Origin of the sequence: Clostridium thermobutyricum (genome assembly GCF_000371465.1) — a bacterium.
Lineage (GTDB): Bacteria > Bacillota > Clostridia > Clostridiales > Clostridiaceae > Clostridium > Clostridium thermobutyricum.
Map to the genome: position 1 here is coordinate 1 of NZ_KB850960.1, position 19,049 is coordinate 19,049.

The 19,049-nt window shown below is 25.0% G+C and carries 30 protein-coding genes; 9 read left to right on the forward strand and 21 right to left on the reverse strand.

From position 1 onward, the window contains the following. Positions 1-136: 136 nt before the first annotated feature. The 14 genes from HMPREF1092_RS15875 to HMPREF1092_RS17370 all read right to left on the reverse strand — a co-directional run bounded on the left by HMPREF1092_RS15875 (position 137) and on the right by HMPREF1092_RS17370 (position 6,808). The gene (locus HMPREF1092_RS15875) at positions 137-346 is read right to left on the reverse strand and encodes a hypothetical protein (RefSeq protein WP_002599712.1); all 210 of its coding nucleotides are present in this window, start codon (positions 344-346) and stop codon (positions 137-139) included. 19 nt (positions 347-365) lie between these two features. Further along, complete coding sequence (locus tag HMPREF1092_RS15880) at positions 366-572, reverse strand: hypothetical protein (protein WP_002599713.1); 207 nt, start codon at positions 570-572, stop codon at positions 366-368. Continuing rightward, the gene (locus tag HMPREF1092_RS15885) at positions 573-767 is read right to left on the reverse strand and encodes a hypothetical protein (protein WP_002599714.1); all 195 of its coding nucleotides are present in this window, start codon (positions 765-767) and stop codon (positions 573-575) included. Positions 768-918: 151 nt separating this feature from the next. Beyond that, positions 919-1,155, reverse strand: a complete 237-nt coding sequence (locus tag HMPREF1092_RS15890; RefSeq protein WP_002599715.1) for an AbrB/MazE/SpoVT family DNA-binding domain-containing protein — start codon at positions 1,153-1,155, stop codon at positions 919-921. Between the two features lies 1 nt (position 1,156). Then, positions 1,157-1,417 carry a hypothetical protein gene (locus HMPREF1092_RS15895; protein WP_002599716.1) on the reverse strand — a complete coding sequence of 87 codons (261 nt, stop codon included), beginning with the start codon at positions 1,415-1,417 and terminating at the stop codon, positions 1,157-1,159. Between the two features lie 13 nt (positions 1,418-1,430). Next, entirely contained in the window at positions 1,431-1,766 is a 336-nt protein-coding gene (locus HMPREF1092_RS15900) for a hypothetical protein (RefSeq protein WP_002599717.1), read from the reverse strand. A gap of 14 nt (positions 1,767-1,780) precedes the next feature. Then, a complete protein-coding gene (locus HMPREF1092_RS15905; protein WP_002599718.1) occupies positions 1,781-3,739 on the reverse strand; it encodes a DNA polymerase in 1,959 nt (652 codons plus the stop codon). Positions 3,740-3,742: 3 nt separating this feature from the next. Continuing rightward, positions 3,743-4,294: a DUF2815 family protein gene (locus tag HMPREF1092_RS15910; RefSeq protein WP_002599719.1), complete on the reverse strand. Its 552-nt coding sequence runs from the start codon at positions 4,292-4,294 to the stop codon at positions 3,743-3,745. Positions 4,295-4,322: 28 nt separating this feature from the next. After that, on the reverse strand, positions 4,323-5,474 hold the full coding sequence (locus tag HMPREF1092_RS15915; protein ID WP_002599720.1) for a DUF2800 domain-containing protein: 1,152 nt from the start codon (positions 5,472-5,474) through the stop codon (positions 4,323-4,325). Then, a complete protein-coding gene (locus HMPREF1092_RS15920) occupies positions 5,474-5,878 on the reverse strand; it encodes a hypothetical protein (protein ID WP_002599721.1) in 405 nt (134 codons plus the stop codon). Before HMPREF1092_RS15920 ends, HMPREF1092_RS15915 begins: the two co-directional genes overlap by 1 nt. A gap of 3 nt (positions 5,879-5,881) precedes the next feature. Further along, entirely contained in the window at positions 5,882-6,022 is a 141-nt protein-coding gene (locus HMPREF1092_RS17365) for a hypothetical protein (RefSeq protein WP_002599722.1), read from the reverse strand. Beyond that, entirely contained in the window at positions 6,019-6,291 is a 273-nt protein-coding gene (locus HMPREF1092_RS15925) for a hypothetical protein (RefSeq protein WP_002599723.1), read from the reverse strand. The genes HMPREF1092_RS17365 and HMPREF1092_RS15925 overlap by 4 nt, the downstream gene beginning before the upstream one ends. After that, a complete protein-coding gene (locus tag HMPREF1092_RS15930; RefSeq protein ID WP_002599724.1) occupies positions 6,245-6,499 on the reverse strand; it encodes a hypothetical protein in 255 nt (84 codons plus the stop codon). The genes HMPREF1092_RS15925 and HMPREF1092_RS15930 overlap by 47 nt, the downstream gene beginning before the upstream one ends. A 153-nt stretch (positions 6,500-6,652) precedes the next feature. Continuing rightward, on the reverse strand, positions 6,653-6,808 hold the full coding sequence (locus HMPREF1092_RS17370; protein WP_002599725.1) for a hypothetical protein: 156 nt from the start codon (positions 6,806-6,808) through the stop codon (positions 6,653-6,655). A 158-nt stretch (positions 6,809-6,966) separates the two neighbouring features. On the opposite strand from HMPREF1092_RS17370, the gene HMPREF1092_RS15935 reads away from it, so the two are divergent. After that, on the forward strand, positions 6,967-7,332 hold the full coding sequence (locus HMPREF1092_RS15935; RefSeq protein WP_002599726.1) for a helix-turn-helix domain-containing protein: 366 nt from the start codon (positions 6,967-6,969) through the stop codon (positions 7,330-7,332). 7 nt (positions 7,333-7,339) lie between these two features. Here the strand turns inward: HMPREF1092_RS15935 and HMPREF1092_RS17720 are convergent, their stop codons facing one another. The 5 genes from HMPREF1092_RS17720 to HMPREF1092_RS15955 form a co-directional block, all read right to left on the reverse strand. Then, complete coding sequence (locus HMPREF1092_RS17720; protein WP_002599727.1) at positions 7,340-7,462, reverse strand: hypothetical protein; 123 nt, start codon at positions 7,460-7,462, stop codon at positions 7,340-7,342. 1,966 nt (positions 7,463-9,428) lie between these two features. Then, complete coding sequence (locus HMPREF1092_RS17785) at positions 9,429-10,286, reverse strand: hypothetical protein (RefSeq protein WP_002599728.1); 858 nt, start codon at positions 10,284-10,286, stop codon at positions 9,429-9,431. 27 nt (positions 10,287-10,313) lie between these two features. Then, the gene (locus HMPREF1092_RS15945) at positions 10,314-10,595 is read right to left on the reverse strand and encodes a hypothetical protein (RefSeq protein WP_002599729.1); all 282 of its coding nucleotides are present in this window, start codon (positions 10,593-10,595) and stop codon (positions 10,314-10,316) included. A gap of 144 nt (positions 10,596-10,739) precedes the next feature. After that, positions 10,740-11,732, reverse strand: coding sequence for a hypothetical protein (locus HMPREF1092_RS16690; RefSeq protein WP_002599730.1), 993 nt, complete (start codon positions 11,730-11,732; stop codon positions 10,740-10,742). A 326-nt stretch (positions 11,733-12,058) separates the two neighbouring features. Further along, on the reverse strand, positions 12,059-12,379 hold the full coding sequence (locus tag HMPREF1092_RS15955; protein ID WP_002599731.1) for a hypothetical protein: 321 nt from the start codon (positions 12,377-12,379) through the stop codon (positions 12,059-12,061). A gap of 171 nt (positions 12,380-12,550) precedes the next feature. Here HMPREF1092_RS15955 and HMPREF1092_RS15960 point away from each other — a divergent pair, with 171 nt between their 5' ends. From HMPREF1092_RS15960 to HMPREF1092_RS15970, 5 genes are all read left to right on the forward strand, one after another. Continuing rightward, entirely contained in the window at positions 12,551-13,471 is a 921-nt protein-coding gene (locus HMPREF1092_RS15960; RefSeq protein ID WP_002599732.1) for a ParM/StbA family protein, read from the forward strand. An 11-nt stretch (positions 13,472-13,482) separates the two neighbouring features. Continuing rightward, positions 13,483-13,761 carry a hypothetical protein gene (locus HMPREF1092_RS15965; RefSeq protein ID WP_002599733.1) on the forward strand — a complete coding sequence of 93 codons (279 nt, stop codon included), beginning with the start codon at positions 13,483-13,485 and terminating at the stop codon, positions 13,759-13,761. 4 nt (positions 13,762-13,765) lie between these two features. After that, on the forward strand, positions 13,766-13,933 hold the full coding sequence (locus HMPREF1092_RS17375) for a hypothetical protein (protein WP_002599734.1): 168 nt from the start codon (positions 13,766-13,768) through the stop codon (positions 13,931-13,933). A 98-nt stretch (positions 13,934-14,031) separates the two neighbouring features. Next, on the forward strand, positions 14,032-14,154 hold the full coding sequence (locus HMPREF1092_RS17725; protein WP_002599735.1) for a hypothetical protein: 123 nt from the start codon (positions 14,032-14,034) through the stop codon (positions 14,152-14,154). An 85-nt stretch (positions 14,155-14,239) separates the two neighbouring features. Then, entirely contained in the window at positions 14,240-14,530 is a 291-nt protein-coding gene (locus HMPREF1092_RS15970) for a helix-turn-helix domain-containing protein (protein ID WP_002599736.1), read from the forward strand. Between the two features lie 27 nt (positions 14,531-14,557). Here HMPREF1092_RS15970 and HMPREF1092_RS15975 read toward each other — a convergent pair whose 3' ends face one another. Further along, on the reverse strand, positions 14,558-15,139 hold the full coding sequence (locus HMPREF1092_RS15975) for a peptidoglycan-binding domain-containing protein (protein ID WP_002599737.1): 582 nt from the start codon (positions 15,137-15,139) through the stop codon (positions 14,558-14,560). Positions 15,140-15,300: 161 nt separating this feature from the next. Between HMPREF1092_RS15975 and HMPREF1092_RS15980 the strand changes: the two genes are divergently transcribed. Genes HMPREF1092_RS15980 through HMPREF1092_RS15990 form a run of 3 tightly spaced genes read left to right on the forward strand, consistent with a single transcriptional unit; the run spans position 15,301 to position 17,603 of the window. Beyond that, positions 15,301-16,191 carry an ABC transporter ATP-binding protein gene (locus tag HMPREF1092_RS15980; protein ID WP_002599738.1) on the forward strand — a complete coding sequence of 297 codons (891 nt, stop codon included), beginning with the start codon at positions 15,301-15,303 and terminating at the stop codon, positions 16,189-16,191. Further along, positions 16,184-16,954 carry an ABC transporter permease gene (locus HMPREF1092_RS15985; protein ID WP_002599739.1) on the forward strand — a complete coding sequence of 257 codons (771 nt, stop codon included), beginning with the start codon at positions 16,184-16,186 and terminating at the stop codon, positions 16,952-16,954. The genes HMPREF1092_RS15980 and HMPREF1092_RS15985 overlap by 8 nt, the downstream gene beginning before the upstream one ends. Before the next feature lie 16 nt (positions 16,955-16,970). After that, positions 16,971-17,603, forward strand: coding sequence for a tetratricopeptide repeat protein (locus HMPREF1092_RS15990; RefSeq protein WP_002599740.1), 633 nt, complete (start codon positions 16,971-16,973; stop codon positions 17,601-17,603). A 38-nt stretch (positions 17,604-17,641) separates the two neighbouring features. On the opposite strand, the gene HMPREF1092_RS15995 is transcribed toward HMPREF1092_RS15990, so the two are convergent. Further along, positions 17,642-18,610 carry a GH25 family lysozyme gene (locus tag HMPREF1092_RS15995; RefSeq protein ID WP_002599741.1) on the reverse strand — a complete coding sequence of 323 codons (969 nt, stop codon included), beginning with the start codon at positions 18,608-18,610 and terminating at the stop codon, positions 17,642-17,644. Between the last annotated feature and the right edge of the window lie 439 nt (positions 18,611-19,049).

Here is a 19,049-nt window from a genome sequence, read left to right on the forward strand (position 1 = left end):
ATCAAAGAATGTATCTAATACCTCAACATCTTCTCTTAATATCGCCTTAGCTTTTTTAATTGCCATTTCTCTTTCCTCTAATATTTCTTTATCAGTTTTACCCCTCATAGGTTGTGATATAAATAACTTTTTCATTTTATTTTTCCTCCTTAAAAGCGTTTAATAATTCTTCCTTTTGATTCCTTATAATCCTTACTCTACGATTTATATAATTCATATCATCTTCTAGGCACTGCTCTATATATGCTTCATCATCTACACTACCTATAACATCATCTAAACGTATTAATAATGAATCTACTATAGCAATATATCTATTAATGGCTTCAATCTTTTCCTTATCCATTTAATTAAGCTCCTTTGTATTAATTATTATCTACCTGTATTAAAACTGGATTCTTCCAATCAGTAACATAATCCCAGCATAAACAACCATTTTTATCTTTGATAATTGGATTGTATTTAGAATCTAATATGATACAATCTTCTGCATACTCATATTTTCCTATCCACCAACCACTCTCAATTTTTGCCCCTTTAGTTCTTTGAAATCTTATTTTCTTTATAAACATTTAATGTAATCCCTCCACAACCTTTTTTAAATATTCTATTTTTTCTTCATCTAAAGTATCATCACACTCTTTAATTTCTACCCTATCTTTTCCATACTTATTTATTAAAGAAGTCGTATTACACATTAATACATACTCACTACAACAAATATTATCTAATTTGCCATCTAAGTAAATTCTATATTCTCTACCCATTACAGTAATCTTTCCTTTTCTTCTTTTTTATCTATAAATGTAAGTATTCTAAGTGCTACATTAAGCCCTATCCAAGTAATAAGCACTATCTTTGCTATAATCCATAACATTTTAATTCCTCCTACCATTTTGGTGATGTCAGCAAAATGGTTTATTTTAATTCTTTAATACATTTCTTACATACAATTTTATTTTTAAAGCTAATAATATCTTTAAACTCACCACAGAAAATACACCCTGGATTATATTTTTTTAATATTATTGATTCATCTTCAATAAATATTTCAAGTGGATCACATTCATTAATATTCAAAGTTCTTCTAAGTTCTGCTGGTATACATAATCTTCCTAAGTCATCTATTTTTCTTACAATTCCTGTACTTTTCATTTTATTTTTTCTCCTTTATAGCATTAATTATCTCTTGTAATTTATTTAGAATAGTTTCTACATCATCATTAGTTTTAACTGTTCTTTCTCCAATAAATTTATAGGCTTCTTCTAAGTGATTGAAATATCCAATAGGCTTATTGTATTCCTTACCGATATTTTCTTCTTTGGTAGCCGTTCCTACGTTCACAATACACTTTTCATAAACAACATATTGTCTAGTATCCGATTCTATAATAAATTTTCCTATTGTAGCTTTCATACTATTTACACTCCTATAATTCTTTAACTAAAACAAAACACACATTACTTCTATTAATTAATCCACTAATATCTACTTTTTCTTTTAGACCTTTATTAACTTTATTTATTGCATCTATTGTTTTATCTTTATCCAAACTCTCTCTATTAAACTCAATTATATTAGCTTTAGCAGTATAGCTCTCTATCTCGTAAGTATTATTCTTTTTCATTAAATCTAATAAATTATTTTTATAGTTATCTAAATCTATTTCTAGGCCTTGTATTCTATCTTTTACATCTAATATAGATTCCATTAAATCTCTCATTCTCTCCTGGTCTTTAGTAATATTTTTATCTAAAATTATCATAATTCTTTATCCTCCTAATCCTTCATATAATAATTACACTCGTAACCATCTGCTTTTAAATAAAGTCCTGGAGCCCAGTCTATAGGTTCACCAAAAGTTTTATTAACTTCTTCTAAACTTCCAAAATTATTTGGTGTATCTAAAATCAATTCATCATGTACGTGCATTACAACTTTATAACCTTTATTTTCTATCCTTATCATTGTTTCACCTAGACAATCTCTTGCCGTAGCTTGTACAATATTTTCAACTAATTTAGGCCCATAAGTATCTAGTCTTTTCCATTGTTTACTCGTTTGCTCCATTCCTTCATAAGTTATCTTGGTACCGCTAAAAGTTTTATGGTCCTCAATTTTAGGTCTTAAATAAGCTAATTTCCTACCACTTGGTAATTGAATAAATAAAACTCCTGGTTTATATATAAACTTAAGTCCAAACTGCATTTCTACAGTCGTTCTTCTACTTATAGCTTTCTTAGCTGCTTTATCACAATCCCACCAAAACTTAGTTATATTTTGATTAGCATTTCTCCAAGATTGAACTAATCCAGGTAATTCATCTTCAGGAATACTTTTATTCTTATCCATTGAACTTAAAGCTCCTACACTTCCTCCATATCCTAAAGCAAGTTCTGCTATTTTTCCTTTTTGTCTTAAATCAGAACCCTTTTTTATTTGTTCTATTGGTATATGAAACATCTGACTTGCTGAAGCTTCATATATTTTCCCATGAGTTTTAAAAACATCTATTCTCCATTTTTCCTGTGCATACCAAGCAATTACTCTAGCTTCTATTGCACTAAAGTCGGCAACTATAAATCTACTTTCTTTAGATGGTATAAAAGCTGTTCTTATAAGCTGACTTAAAGTATCAGATACGTTATCATAAACAAACTCTAAATAATCTAAATTACCTAGCTTTACAAGTTCTCTAGCACTATTTAAATCAGGTAAATGATTTTGCGGTAAATTCTGAACTTGTACTAATCTTCCAGCCCACCTACCTGTTCTATTAGCACCATAAAACTGTAAAAGCCCTTTAACTCTTCCGTCTGCATTTCTAGCATCTATCATAGCCTGATACTTTTTAACACTTGTTTTGGCCATAAGACTTCTTAACGCTAATACTCTTTTAACATTATCGTTAGTTGCATTTTCTAATAATTGTGGTATGCTATCTTTAGTTAATGAAGTAACTTCAAATCCAACTTGATTAGAAAGCCATTTCTTTAACTGTACTGGACTGTTCGGATTATCAAGTCCAGTTATTTTTATGGCTTCTTTTGTTAATTTTTCTGTATATTCTTGATTAATTCTAATAGCATTTTCTATTAAATTAATATCTAAATTAATTCCTCTATCATTAATTTTCTGATCTAAATTCCATAATAATTTTTCTTTTTTTGTTGTTTCATATACACTTAATTTTTTTCTTATAGTTCTTTCAACTTCTACGTCCTGTTTACAGTATTCTTTAAATAAATTCCATTTCTCCATATCATGTTCGGGAAGATTTCTAGTTCTTCCACCATTTACTTTTGTAGGTTTGCATGGCATACAGAAATATCTAATTAAGCTTTTCCCAACTTTCATTTTTTGTTTATCTTCAGGAAATTTTAAAGCCTTTCCTACCATTTCTAGACTTCCTGGTAAACCTAAAGTTAAAGCTTTAATCATTGTGCATTCCCATTCCTCGGGCTTACATGTCTCATGTAGTATATAATTTTTAATAGCGTTTCTTTCAAAGTTAGCATTAAATGCAGTTTTTAATATTTTAGGATCTGTTAATGCTTCTTCTACTTCTCTTGGTAATTTTTCACCTAACATAAAATCTACAATTTGGACTGGTTCATCATCAAAAGCATAAGCAAATAGCATAATTTCAAAATCAAAGGAGCTACAGTATCTGTAAGCTCCTCCTTTTTTAATATCTATACTGCTATAAGTTTCAACATCAATACTTAATATTCTCATTTTCTATCCTAAGAAATCTTCTTCATGTTCAACTGCTTCAAAATCATCTTCAGCTCTAGTTGCTCCACCTAAAGAATCTCCATCTTTTATTTTTTGAATATTACCAAGTCCTGCTGCTACACCTTTATTTCCGTTTGCATTATAAGCATAGAAATTAACGCTAACTCTTGCGTAGCAACCTGAATAAACTTCTGATTGATCTAAGATAGGTTGTACATTTTCATCAACTATACCAGGTTTATTTTTACTTGAAGCATTAAAGAAATAGCAACCTGCATATGCTTCGTCATCAGGTCTTTCTACATCTCCGTCTCTTAAAGGTGTTTTTAAAACTGGTGGTATCTTACCATTCCATTTACCTTTTCCAGTTTCTTTAGCTTCTTCTACAGCTTCTTTAATTGCTCTTAAAGTTTCTTTATCATTCTTAGAAACTATAACTGATACTGAATATTTTGGCTCGTTTCCTTCTATTGCACTTGGCTCCCAAATGTGAGCGTAGCTTAATCTAACTTCTCCTGTTACTACTTTTGTTCCTTTTCTACTTGCTTTTATCATTGTTTATATTCCTTCTTTCTAAATTTTTTTATTGAAAATCTGCTTTTGCAGCATTGTATACTTCTCTTTTATCTGATAATGGCACCAATGTAGGCTTACCAAGTGGTTTATCAATTAAATCTTTAAATAATCTTTCAGTTTCTTTTTTACCTATTGCTCTTTCAATATTAGAAATAGTAGTAAGTTTTTTAGTCCATATGATATTTTCTAAAAATCCCCTATCAGTTAATATTTTTGCTACGGCTTTTTCATCTTTCCATTTTCTTTGACTTCTTCCTTCAACTAATTTATATCCTTTAAATTCTTGTCCTTCTAAAGCCTTATCTAGTGCATATTCTTTTACATCACTAGCCCATTTAACTAAACTATCTACTTTTTCTAATATTTCTGATATTTCATCATTTGATAAAGTGTCAGATTTCTTAAACTCAAACTTAGCTAATTCTAAATTTTCATCTGCTCTAGCTCTACAAACTGATCTAGCTTTACAAAATTTACAATGGGCACCAGTTTTAAATTCACCTTCACCTTTAATTGCAAGTTCTGCACTAGGTTTTACAACTTCTTCAGCCCATTTTAATAATTCATTAACACTTATTTCATCTGATGAAATGTTACTTAATCTAGGTTGAATAATAGTCATTCTTACTTTTTCTATATCATATAAGAAGCTAAATTTATTAATAGCTCCTAGAGCATATAATCTCATTTGGCTATTATTTTCTGCTGATACTGGAACACCTTTACCATACTTCAAATCACATATTTCTAATGTTCCATCAGCTATAACTATAAAATCTCCTGTTCCAAATCCAGCAGGTACATAATTAGAAAAATCTAATCTTTGTTCTACTGCTGCTATTGAATCAGTTGTAGTTTCTTTTGAATTAAGATATTTTTCTATACATATCTCTTTATAAACATCTACATAATCGTCCATATTTTTTGAATATAAAGGATTATCTTTAGTTGATTTATTAAACCTTAAAGTATAAGTTCTCTTAGTTATTTCTTTAAGTTCTAATCTTAGTTTTAATTCTGCTAATTCATGTGCTAATGTTCCTTCTTCTGCATAAATAGAAGTTTTATCTTCAAATTGTTCTTCTAATCTTACACTAGGTGGGCAGTTAATCCATCTACTAGAACCACTAGCACTAAGTTTAGCGTGTTTATCAGGCATTACATTAACTCCTTAAATTCATTTAATACTGCTTCGTAATCTTCTTCTTTAAGCTCTGATAACTTACTAGCACCATATTTAGCAGTTATTTCTGCAAGTTCAGGTTGTTTACCTGCTTTTACAAGAGTTGTTGCAACTTCTCTTATTTCAGTAAAATCAATCTTTTTTTCTTCCTTTACATCTTCTTTAACTACTTTTTCTTCTTCTTTTTTATTAGATACTTTCTTTGTTTTAGCCTTAGTTTCTTCCTTAATTTCATAATCTTCTGACTTTTTAGTTTCTACTAAAGCATTAATAGCTTCATTATCAATTTGAATGGGTGGCATAATAATTTCATTAGCTTTAAAAGCTTTTGAAAACTCCTTAACTTCTTCAATAGAATTAAATTCTGCTATAATCTTCATTATTTATCTCCTCCATATTGTTTTTGATTTTATGTTTTGAACATTTTCTGATTCATGATAATAAGCCTGTTTTTCAATATATTTCTTATTGTAGTGATCATTAATTACTTTTTTCATGAATTCGGATTTACTTAATTTCCTCATTCTAATTCTCCTAAAAATAATTTATTTTTAAATTGTTCAATATCTATTTTTTGAACAACCCACTTAGTGGCTTTTTCTATTTTATTAGAATCATTAGTATATCTAACTACTTTAGCTAAACTGTATTCATCATTTGCTTGTACTACTATATAGTCATTTTCTTTTAAATCATCAATATCAGTTTTATAAGAATATAAATTATCAAAACTACTACGGATAAATTTAACTAATACTACTTTCATCTTTCTCCCTATATCCGATAACTCCATAGTTAACTCCTTCAAACTGATCTGATAATCTTTTAATAAAATGTATTAATACAACTCTTTCATCTGCTCCTGTACCTTTTGATAATTCAATAATTAAATTTTTTATTATTGCTACTCCTTCTCTTTCTAAATCTTTAAGTTTCCCTTCTACTTCCATTGTTATCTCGCAACTTTCATTATCAATCACTTGACTTTCTGCTTTAATCATTTTTCTTTTTCCTCCTTTGTTTTTAATTTCTGATTAAACATGATAGTTTGCAGCAGCACTTATTTATTTATAGGGAGAAAACGGGATCACGTAATATATAAATTAAAGTAAAAAAATAAGTGCTGGTGTGAACTATCATGTTTATAACCGAAACTAATTTGTTTTTTGGACTGTTGCGCTTTTTTTTAAGTTTTGCACTATTAAGCATGAATCAATAGCATTTTCAACATTTAATAAATCATCATTTGATTCAACTTTTTCTAATTTAAATAAAATATTTTTTATTGTTTCTAGTCTATTTGTTTCCATGTTTTCACCTCTTTCGTTTACAACTAAATTTTATCACTTTATTTTTCGTTTACAACTGTTTTTTTATGAACTTTTAGTAAATTACGATATTTTAATTATACTTTTTGCGTTTACAACGAATAAATAATATAGTATAATTATTAATGGAGGAGATAAAAATGCAAGAAATAAAAGAAAGGTTTAAAGAACTCCGTAAGGAGTTAAAATTAAATCAATCTGAATTTGGAAAACGACTTGCCGTAAGTAAAGATGTTATTTCAAATATTGAAATTGGTCGAGTTCAACCTAAAACACTACTAATTGATGCCATATGTGATACGTTTAAAGTAAATAAAGATTGGTTAGTAAATGGTAGCGGGAATATGTTTAATGATTCTAAAGAAAATGTTGAACTTGAAGAATTGCTATATAAGATCAGTAAAGAAAATTCATCGTTATATCCTACGGTTTTAAAGCTTTCACAACTAGATAGTGAATCATTGGTATTAATAGATTCATTGTTAGATAAAATCTTAAAAAAATAAGAGAGTATTAAATACTCTCTTGTTTTTTTATTACCACTATATATTTATATAAATGTTCTATCCAATATGGATTATTTAAATTATTGATAGTTTTTATTATTTCTTTTTTCATTTCTTCTTTTGTTGCCATTATTTAATTCCCCCAATCTTCAAGGATTTATACCTACATTTTAGGAACTTATGTTCTATCTTTCAAGTCAAGGAAATTATAAAAATTTAGACAACCCTTTATTAAGAAAATCTCATTTTTAATAATTAAATATGCTACATATTTTTATTTTAATATCCATATTCATTTTTTACTAAAATTTTCATATTTTTATTACTATAAAAACAAAAGAAGCTACTCTGTTAAAAGTAACTTCTTTTTTAGGAATAGTGTTAAATTTATTAACAATATACATAAATGTATTTATATAGGATTATTTATATTTTAACACTAATTACATTTAAACACAAAAAGAGCTATTTTCCATAAGGTAGCTCTTTTTGTTGGTAACAAATAAAAAAAATACTATAGATAGTATTAACTTTTTAGTTTAAGCCATATATAAAATTTTCAGGAGTTACATATCGGCATAGCAACTCCTTTAAAAATAAAATATGGAAAACGTTAAAAAACTATTTTTATAAGGTATTATTGTTTAATTCATTTATATTATATAATAAATCAAAACGCTTTCAAACACATTTGTGTTTAAATTAAACAAATGTTTAAAATTTAGTGTTTATTAAGCTATAAAATTAAAGTATTTTATAAGTTTTAATATAATAAAAAAGGAGCTATACCATATATAATAGCTCCTTTTTTATTAAAATCATAACGATTTGCAAAGAATTATTCATGCAAAAATTTATATTAAATTCAAATTTATTATAGTATTAATTAAATAATTTTTCAACTATATTTGTTTAACATTATAACAAAAATTAACAAATTTTAATTATTTTATATAAATTTAGCTGAAAACATTTTTACATTTTTAGCAAATATTCATACCTTAAACTGTTTTTCTAATATGTTTTTAATCATAATAAAATATAAAAGGAGTCACCTTACAAATAGGTAACTCCTTTTGATAGTAAAAAATTACAAAACATTTAAAAATCACTTTGCTTGTTCCTTAACATGTTTAAATTATAATATACACTAACTCATTTTAAAAACACTTTTGTTTAATATTTTCACAAAAGTAAAATATCTTTTATTATTTATTTAAAAATATATATAAATACATTTCATAATTTAAATAAATATTTATAATCTAAACTGCTCTTCTCATATTTTTATTATTAATTTTATTTAAAAACAAAAAAGAGCTACCTTATATAAAAGCAACTCCTTTTTGTTAACAACAAAATAAAAAAAACACTTTAAAAAAAATATCTATATCAAAATATATTATAATATTAAACACTTTATTTTAAAAATAGTCATGTTTAAAGTTTTCATAATAGTAACCTAATATTTATTATTTAATAAAATAAGTAATAAAAATTTATTTTATTATTTAATCATCTATTTATGATTTAAACTATTCTTTTTATATTTTTATTTTAAATTTAAAGTAATGCTAAAAGGAGCTACTAATTAGTAGCTCCTTTTGAGTGGTTTAACATCTTAACATATCGGTTAGCACTTAAATTATAGTATTAATAATTTTATTTTAAAATAAAATTATTTTAATATTTTAATAAATGTATAATATTTTAAAATATCTAAACATTAATGGTAAAGATTCTAGTCTTATATTTTAATATATAAATTCAATTTTAACTAATCTTCTCATATTTTTATAAGGAACTAGAAAAACAATAAATAAATTAATGAGTTTCTAGTATATAATAATATTAAGTAATACTAAGCTTGAACTACCTCGGGCATAAAGCCACGAGGTTTTATGCCCTCATTCTATAAAATTTCACTTTATAATAATTGAATAAACATAAACTTTAGTATATTATATAATCAATATGTAATTAAATACTATATTAGTTGTAAATGTTGCTGAAGCAATCAAAGAATTATTTTAAAGTAATTAAAAACTATGTTAGTTGTAACTAAAGTCAGTAAATTAATAAATTTACTGACTTTATTACTTATTTTTACTAATTTTAGATTTTATTCTATTTATTCTTTTATCAAAATCATTACTCCAACCTTCTGATTTACCTTTTTCACAAATTCTTATAGCTTCAATATATTTCTTTTTTCTCTCTAGAATTATACCTATTTGTTCATAAGCTTTATTAACAGGCATTACTTCACCATATTTTGAGTAAAATTCTTTTGCAAATATATTTGAAAATTCTATATCTTTATATCCAAAAAATATTGCTCTATCTAAACTATCATCTTTATCTCTATTTCTATAATAGAAGTCCATTAAGTTTGTTAACGTGAAATGTAATGAGATTATATAATCATCTTCTATATCTCTAAATATAAGTTCTTCAATCTTTAATGCTATTTTTTTAGCAGTAGTATATTCATTATACATATTTATTAAAATATCATTTAAAAATTCAAAGTCCTTTATTTCTATAAAATTTTCATCATTATATCTACTTCCTGGTTTTTCTTGTATATAAATTTCTTCCCTTATATTACTTTTAGATTCTAAAATTAAATTTCTATCAACTTCAGTTAACTCATTAGTCCACCAATCAGTTAATCCATAGTATCTAATTAATCCGAATTCATTAGTTGCTTTTTTAACTATTTTTTCTTCTTTAGCTTTAGTTTCAATATTAAAATCTAATAATTCTCCAAATGAAACTGTAGTTTTATTATAGACTTTATTATAAGCTGCTTTTTTAGGATCATGGATCCACCCCATACCTTTCTTACCGTAAGCAGGATTAATTGAGCTTTTAATTGCTCTTTTAGCTCTTCCTGTAGTTCTAGCCTTAAAACTTTTCTTTAAACTTGGTGTTCTTATTCCCATTTTCATTTGTTTAGCCCCCTAAAAATTTATATATTAATTATTTTCAAATATAGTATATACTGGTCTAGCTTGTCCCCAACAACGAATAATTAACTGTTTAGGATTATGAAAATCTCTTGTAATCATTCCATTTTCTTTAATTTTCATAGGATAGTCTATTTTATAAAATAAAACCCCTATATTATTCTCTATAATGTACCTATTAAATTCTTCAGTATCTTCTAAAAATAATGAATCCTCCCTATCTAAACCACAACTTGAATATAACTCATATTTATTTCTATAATAATCTAATATCTTTGAAAAATATTCCATTTTATCACTCCGTTTTTCCAAACCGTTTAAAATCAATTCTAAGCGATTTTATTCTAGACTAATGTATTTATACGTCTATAGGGTAATCTTGTCCATATAGACCGTATTTTAACTCAAATAGTACTATTTTAATTAGCATAGTATCTAAAGAGTTAAATTATTAAAATCATCTTCTACTACGTCATTATAAGATTGTAATTGTTGTTCTTTAGTTTCTTCAAAAGTTGTAACTTTATTTTTATTAGATTTTTTAGTTTTATTTGCAAATTCAGCTTTTTGTTTTTTAGAAGCTCTAAATTTTTCTATTGCTTCGTTTAACTCTTCTACTGTTTCTAAATCTTTAAAGTTATCTATTGCTTTTGCAAATCCTGCATAACTTTTTGTATTAATTTCTGCTTGATAATCGATAAGAGCTTTAACAAATTCTATAGATTTATTTTCTATAAATTTCTCAAACTTAACTCTAGTTGTTTTTTTCAATTCACAAATATTTTCATTGAAATAATCAATTAAATTATTACTTTCAAATTCATCACTACTACTACTAGTAGAAATCTTAGTAGAAGTCTTAGTAGTATTCTTAGGTATAGGTTCGTTCTTTTTGAACATATTGTTTTGTTCTTTTTGAACTTTTGATTTGTTCTTTTTGAACACATGAATATTTTCAATAATTTTTTCGTTTTTATTATCTTTTAAAGGGTTATTTTCTTCATTTGTTCTTTTTGAACATATGGAATTTTTATTTTCTTGTTTTTTATTTTCAGATTCTTTTTCAAGTCTTATTAATTCTTCATGATTAACTGTATACCACAAAGTTCTATCATAACCTTTTTTATTAAAATTACCTGTTATAACTAAATTTTTATCTCTTAGATTTTTTAGTAATCTTCTAATAGTCATAAGACTCCAACAAGGAAATTGTTTATGCCATTCTTCTATAGTATTATAGGTCCAGTAATAGCCATTTATATATCCCATTTCTATAGTTTTTTCATTTCTTAAGTCTGCTTGTTCTTTAATATTACACCAGTATTCAATTTGTTGTAGGACTTGAGCCTCCCTATCTCCAATTAAAACTGCTAAGTCCATATCATATACAATTGGTCTACTTTTTCTTAATAATCTGCTTTTTTCCATAATAATATCCCCCTTGATATAAGAACATTAATCAGTTCTAACAAGGAGGATTCCTATTGACATTAACTATAATTTAATTTACTATATAGTTAATATATCCTACTCGTTAGATTTAATCTACGTGTTAGGAGAATAATAGAAATCCTTTATTAGAGTTGACCTGTTATTACTCTCGGCGACCAAACTTTGAGTATGACAGGTTTTTTGCTGTTCTTATATATTCTTTTATTTAAAATTATTTCCTTTATCATAACATAATTTTTATTAATTTGTCTATTAATTGGTAAATATGTTATAGCTCTTATATTTTATATAATAAATTTTTATTATATATCTTTGAATGATGTATTAGTTGGTTCTAAAGTTCTAACTAAATCTAAAAAAGCGAAGTTTCTAAATAATTTATCACTAGTAAGGTAAAAATCTAATTTAAATAAATTAGGTATTTTAATTTGGTTTAGAGCGATTAGTTCTATAATGCTTAAATATAGGTTATCTGTATTTAAAATTTTAAATGGCTTAATTTGGTTTCTTAAATATATAACGATTATTCCAGAATATTTTAAAGGCTCAATTTTTCTAATAAAATATTCGTTATTTATATATCTAATGAAATAAAGTGATCTCATTTCTAAAAAGTCTATCATTAAATATCATCTCCTCTAAGAAAATTATAGCAAAAAGGGTTTACTTTCGCAATACAATGTATTACAATTAATACATAAGGTTACTTAAATTAATAAAAATTAAGTTAATTTAAGATAAAAAATATAATTTTGAAATAAATTTAATACAATGTATTACAAGGAGGAACTGTAATGAATAAAGAAATGCTAGGGTTAGACAATGGTTATCACTTTACAAAAACAAGTGAACAAATTAAATTTTTAAGTACTATAAGAGAAGGACACGATGAATACAATTCTGATATTCTTGAAATAGAATGTGAAGGTATAAATTATATTGTAGGAGAGCCAAATGGTGACTATATAGTTGATGCTGACAAGTTTAAAACAGAAGAAGGAAAACAGTTATTAAAAATAACTACTTTAGCAGCAATTGGATTAAGCTATCCAGGAGAAAAATTTATTGAGTTAATCGTAAGTGGTGGACTTCCAGTAGCTTACTATTCAAAACAAAAAGATGATTTTTTAAGTTTGATAAAAGAGCTAGATGGATCTACATTTAAAATAAATAAAATAGGATTTAATCAAACAATTAAAATAAAGGATAGTTTAGTTATACCTCAATCAGCTGGAGTTGTATTTGAAAAGAATTTAGGAAAAGAAACAACTATTGTTATTGATATTGGTGGTGGAACTTGGGATGTTTCACAATTTGACGGATATAAGATGGTGAAAAAAGCAACATATCCTGAAGGAATGTTAATTCTTTATTCTAAAATAGCTCAATATTTAAATAGCACTTATTACACTAAATATGCAGCAAGTGATATATATAATTTAATAAATCGTGGATTCTTTACAGTAGATGGAGAAAAGAAAAGTATATCAGTAGTAGATAAAATGATTGAAGAACATGTGTCAAATGTTATAGCAAGTATAAAAAGGGATTTTGAACTTAGCAGTGTAGATAATGTTATAGGTATTGGTGGTGGAGCTACTGAACTTGATAAATTATTACTTAAATATATAAAACAAATTGAAATAGAAAAAAATTCTGATTTTTCTAATGCTAACAATTTTAAAACTATGGCTGAATTAAAATTAAGCAAATAGGAAGTGATTTAATGGCAAGAGTAACAAAAAGTTTTTCATTAGATGATAAATTTGATAAAGACATAATTAAAAAATTAGATGAAGTACCAAATAGAAGTGATTATATAAAAAATTTAATAGCTGAAGATCTAAAAACTAAAAAAGATGTTTTTAGCACTAAAGAAAAAAATGCTATTAAAAAAATTGTTCTTGGAATACTGGAAAACTATGATTTACAAGATAAAGTTACTAAAGAAGTTATCGTAGATAAGGATGAAAAGAAAAAAGCAATGGAAGATATGGGGTGGTAGTGATATGAGAGAAATTCATTATATATTAATTAAAATGCCTAGTGGAATAAATGAAGCAAGAATATTTAGATATTCTGGACAAGAAACAAATAATAATAGACTTAAAGAAATAATTAGAGAAAAAGAAAAGATTTCAGATAAAGATCAAATTCATATTTATCACGAAAGGTAGTAAATAAAAAAAAAGCAGCAACTCTAAGAGTTACCACCTAATACTCGCAATATTAGTATAACTCTTTTAGGGTTGCTCTGTAAAGGAGCAAATGAAAAATGAATATTGAAATGTATAAAGAACTTTTAGAACAACTAAAAGATGATGGAATTAAGATAGAAAAGTTAAGAATTTTAGATATAAGTCATTCAATTAAGTTATATAAAATGTTCAAAAATTGAAACTTGAATACTATAAACGTTCATAAATTAATTATTGAACTAATTCAACTGTTCAAAAATAATAAATGAACACTAAGGGGGCTATATGATAATAGATAAAGAAAAATATGATAATTTATTAAAAGAGCTTGAAACATATAAATGTGTAGTACAAGCTCTACAATTTGAAAATGATAAAATTATTAAAGAAAATAAAGAACTTAAAGAGCAATTAAATAAAAAACATAAGGGTGGACGAAAAAAGAAATTAACTGATATGGAAATAGAATCTATAAAAATGTATAGACTACAGGGAATTAGTATTCGTGAATTATCTAAAATATTTAACTGTTCAGTCGGTACTATTTATAATGTAATAAAAGGTCTGGAATATTAATATTCCAGACCTTTTTAACATATAAAGTTATTGTTCCATTAATTGTCTCCAAGTAGCAGGGCCAACTATGCCATCTGCTGCTAAGCCTCTTGATTTTTGAAATCTTATTATAGCATTTTTAGTATTAGGACCATATATACCATCTGCAGTTCCAGCGCTATAGCCTCTATTATTTAATGCAGATTGTACAGTCTTTACAGGGTCTCCAGTAGTATTATAACCAGGCCCAACATATTCTCTGTCGACAGTTATTGCTCTAAGCTTATCCCAAGCAACTTTAATAGTGTCAGCAATCCAATCAGCTGTTGAAGCTCTTGTCCATTTCTTAACTAAGTTAGTTAAACCTGGCTTCCATTGTTTGATTTTTACAGCTATTTTAGAAAAGTTAAAACCTCTAGGCTCTATGTTTTTTAAATCTTGATTTAGTGTTTCTTTACTGGAATTAATAGAATTATCTTCATTAAATTCAATACTTTTTTGTAAAATCTCATTTCCTTCAGTTTGAACTATAGCAGTCGGATTTTCTGCTGCAAATGATGTAAGTGATGGAAGAAGTACGCTCGTTGATAACATTAAAGTTAGTACTCCTATAATTGCTTTTTTTCTCATAAATTATCACCCTTAAAATAAAAAAAATTATAATTACAAAATAATTTTAAAGTAAATTTCTATTATTGTCAATTATATGATAAAAATAGATAATATTGACATTTGGTTAATAAATTTGTTATAATTTAGACTAAATTAATTCACAAAATAAGGAGATTGATATGATAGATAAATTTGAATTAAAAGTTCAAAATTTAAGTAAAAAAATTAAAAAAAATGAAATTCTAAAAAATATTTCTTTTAATGGCAAAAGTGGTGAAGTAATTGGTATAGTTGGGTCAAATGGAGCTGGAAAAAGCTCTTTATTTAAAATACTTTCGGATTTATGGAATTCAGACAATGGAGATATTTTAATAAATGGGAATGATATTAAAAAAATGTTATATAAAGATTTTTATATAAGTGCATTAATAGAGAATGTAAATTTATATGAAAATTTATCGGGAATAGATAATATAAAAATAATATCACAATTATATAATATAAAGGATTCAGGTTATATTGATTATTTAGTTAACAGTTTTAAATTAGTAGAAAATATAAATAAAAAAGTTTCTAGTTATTCCTTAGGAATGAAACAAAAATTAGGATTAATATTAACTTTAATACCTGCTTATGACTTATTGATATTAGATGAACCAACAAATTCATTAGATATAGAATCTGTACAAGTATTACATGATATAATAAAAGATTTAAAAACTAAAAATAAGTTGATCATTATATCTAGCCATATACTAGAAGAGTTAGAGAATATATGTGATAGGATATTTATTTTGTCTAATGGGGAGATTTCATATGAATATAACAAATATGACAATGATTATGCATATATAGTTTTTGATAAAGAAATTACTAAAATAATGTTTGAAAATTTAATTGATTTAGAATTATTAGAAATAGTATCAACTAATCAGGTAAGAATTCCATCTAATTTATTAAATTATTTAATTTCTAACTTAGATAAATTAGATTTGAAAATTGAAAAAGTTTCTAAGAATGCTGATTTAAAATATGAATTTAAAAAAATATCGGGAGGGGCGAATGGGTAATTTATTAAAAATTGAATTGTTTAAAATACTTAAAGGTAAAGAAAAGAATGTAATAATTTTATCATTTACATTTATGATTTTATCACCATTGATAAGTATATTTTTATCGGAAAGTTCATTTGATAAAGAATTTTTATCCAATATCTATCGTTTTTTTGAATATAACTTTTCAACGTTATTTCCATTATCAATAGGTATTTTTTCTATTTGGAATATTGGTAATGAATTTAAAAATAAAACAATAAAATACTATATTATGTCAAAATATAGTAGATTTCAAATGCTTATAGCTAAGTTTTTATCTATAAATATATTTACAATAATTTGTTTTTTAATAACTTATATTTTATATTGTATAATAGCTTTCTTAACTTCAGATAAGGTATCTGTAATAGTAAACTTTGAAACTATTACAACTTCGAGTTTAATTTTAAACTTATCACTTATAGGTATAACAACAATATTTTATATTATTGCGATAGTGACATTTTCTATTACATTGGCATATATTTTTAAAAGACAAAATGTAGCTATTTTAATATTTATAATAATAACTTCATTAATGCTATTGTTGTTTGGAGGAATTTACGAATTATCTATTATCCCTAGGTATTCATTCTTTTACGCTAGTGAATTATATACATTAATTTGGCAATTCAATAATTTCCATATGTTTTTAAGATATATTTTACCATGCGTTTCGAACATTTTTATCTTATTGATTCTATCTTCAGTTTCATTCGATAAATATAAATATAAATAGGTTTTAGGGGGAAACTATGAAATCACAAAAAAAAATACTTATAGTTTTTGCAATAAGTTCTTTAATAGCATTAGCATGTAATTATTATATTTATGAGTTAAATAAAGATTTTACAATTGTTACAACTGAAAAAAAACTTAATAATACCGATGATTATACTGTTGAAGATTTCAAAAAACTAAATATAAATGAATTGAAAGAATTACAAGAAATATATTATGCAAGAAATATAAATGATAAATGTAAATTAGTATCTGAAATAATATTGGAAAATTTCAATGAATCAGATATAGATACTTTAACAATTTTAAGCATACTTTCAGAAGAAAATTTTGAATTTGAAAAAGCATTGGAATATAGGTATAGATTATTACCACTCTGCGAAAGATCAAGATTACCAGTTATATATGATAATATGGCTGATATATATTTATTAACCGATTTAAATAAATCTATAGAATTATTGGAAAAAGCATTGAAAATTAACCCTGAAGATGAAATAGTATCTTTAAAATTACCTTTTTTCAAAAGTTTAATAAAATATTATAATAATGAAAATAAAAGTAATTATTATAAAAAAATAATTGAATCATCTGATATTAATATATTACCTAGTGTAATTGAATTTATGAATAAAAAAGTTAAATAATATAAAAATAAGGAGCAGGTAAGCTCCTTATTTTTATATTAAAAACTACCTTGATTTAATCCATATAACGCTTTCCATGTGTTCTTGCCTATAATTCCATCTTGTATAAGATTAAAGCAATCTTGAAGTCTTTTAACGGCTTTTACAGTAGTATCTCCGAAATCACCATCAGCACCATATGGATTTAAGTTATACCCCCTATTAATTAATCTTTGTTGAATTAGTCTAGTTATATTTCCTTTTGCTCCTGGATAAATAGTTATACAAGCATTTAAAGTATCTTCTCCGAAAAGTCCATCAACTTTTAAATTAGCTCCACATTGTCTATTTAATTCTTCTTGTAGAGCTTTAACTTCATCACCTTGAATAGAAATTTCCCATAATGCTTTAGCATTAAAGTTAACTACAGGCTTTATTTCTCCTAAATCTGTATAGCAATAATTCATATCTACTGAATCCGTATTTATTCCTGGTACTCTTCCATTTTCAGAATACTGCCATATCATACAATCACGATTTTTATTTTGATTATAATAAGCGTACCATAATGGGTATTGAGTTAATTCATTATTATAAAATTTATTTAAAATAAAGTCTTGATTAGAATAATTACCTGGTTTATATCCTAGTTCTTTTATTCTTTTACAAAATGCTTTAACCATATCAGTCGCTAATCTTTGATTTACAGCAACTCTGCATTTATTAGCATAATTAACACTGTCATATTCAAAATCAAAGAAAATAGGTAAATCTATTTTATAATTTTTAATAGCTTGTATTGCAAAATTAGCTTCATTTCTTGCCATATCGCAATTATAAGCATAACTAAACCAATAAATTCCTACTGGTATTCCTAATCTATTGCACTCACATATATTTCTTATAAATTGTTTATCTATATTGTTATTGCCATAACCAGCTCTTAGAATAGCAAAGTCTATATTACCTTTCACTTGATTCCAGTCTATTGTTCCTTGATGTTCTGATACATCTATTCCTTTTAACATTTGTATTTCTCCTTTTCATTTATATTTTTGAACATAAAAAAGACCCGAATTTCTTCGAGTCTTTTTTATGTACTTTAAAAACATATATGAGAGTTTTTAAATTGCTTAATACTTTTCATATATATTTTATCAAAATTTATGTTTAATGTTAACATGTAAAAGATAAGAATCCTAAAATATTTTAGATTTCTTATTTTTTTTTGAAGTGTATAATAAAGAATGTATTTTAATTATATCAAGTTATTTTATTATAACAATTAATAATTTTAAATTTTAAATCATTGTTCAAAAATATATTTTGAACGAAAAAAGACTAGAAAAGTTCTAGCCTTTTTTTATTTATGATAATTTTAAGAAAACTAAATAGTACTTAAATCTAGTTTATCATAATTTTTGTTTAATGTTAATATCTAAAAAAAACAAGAAACCTATAATTAAT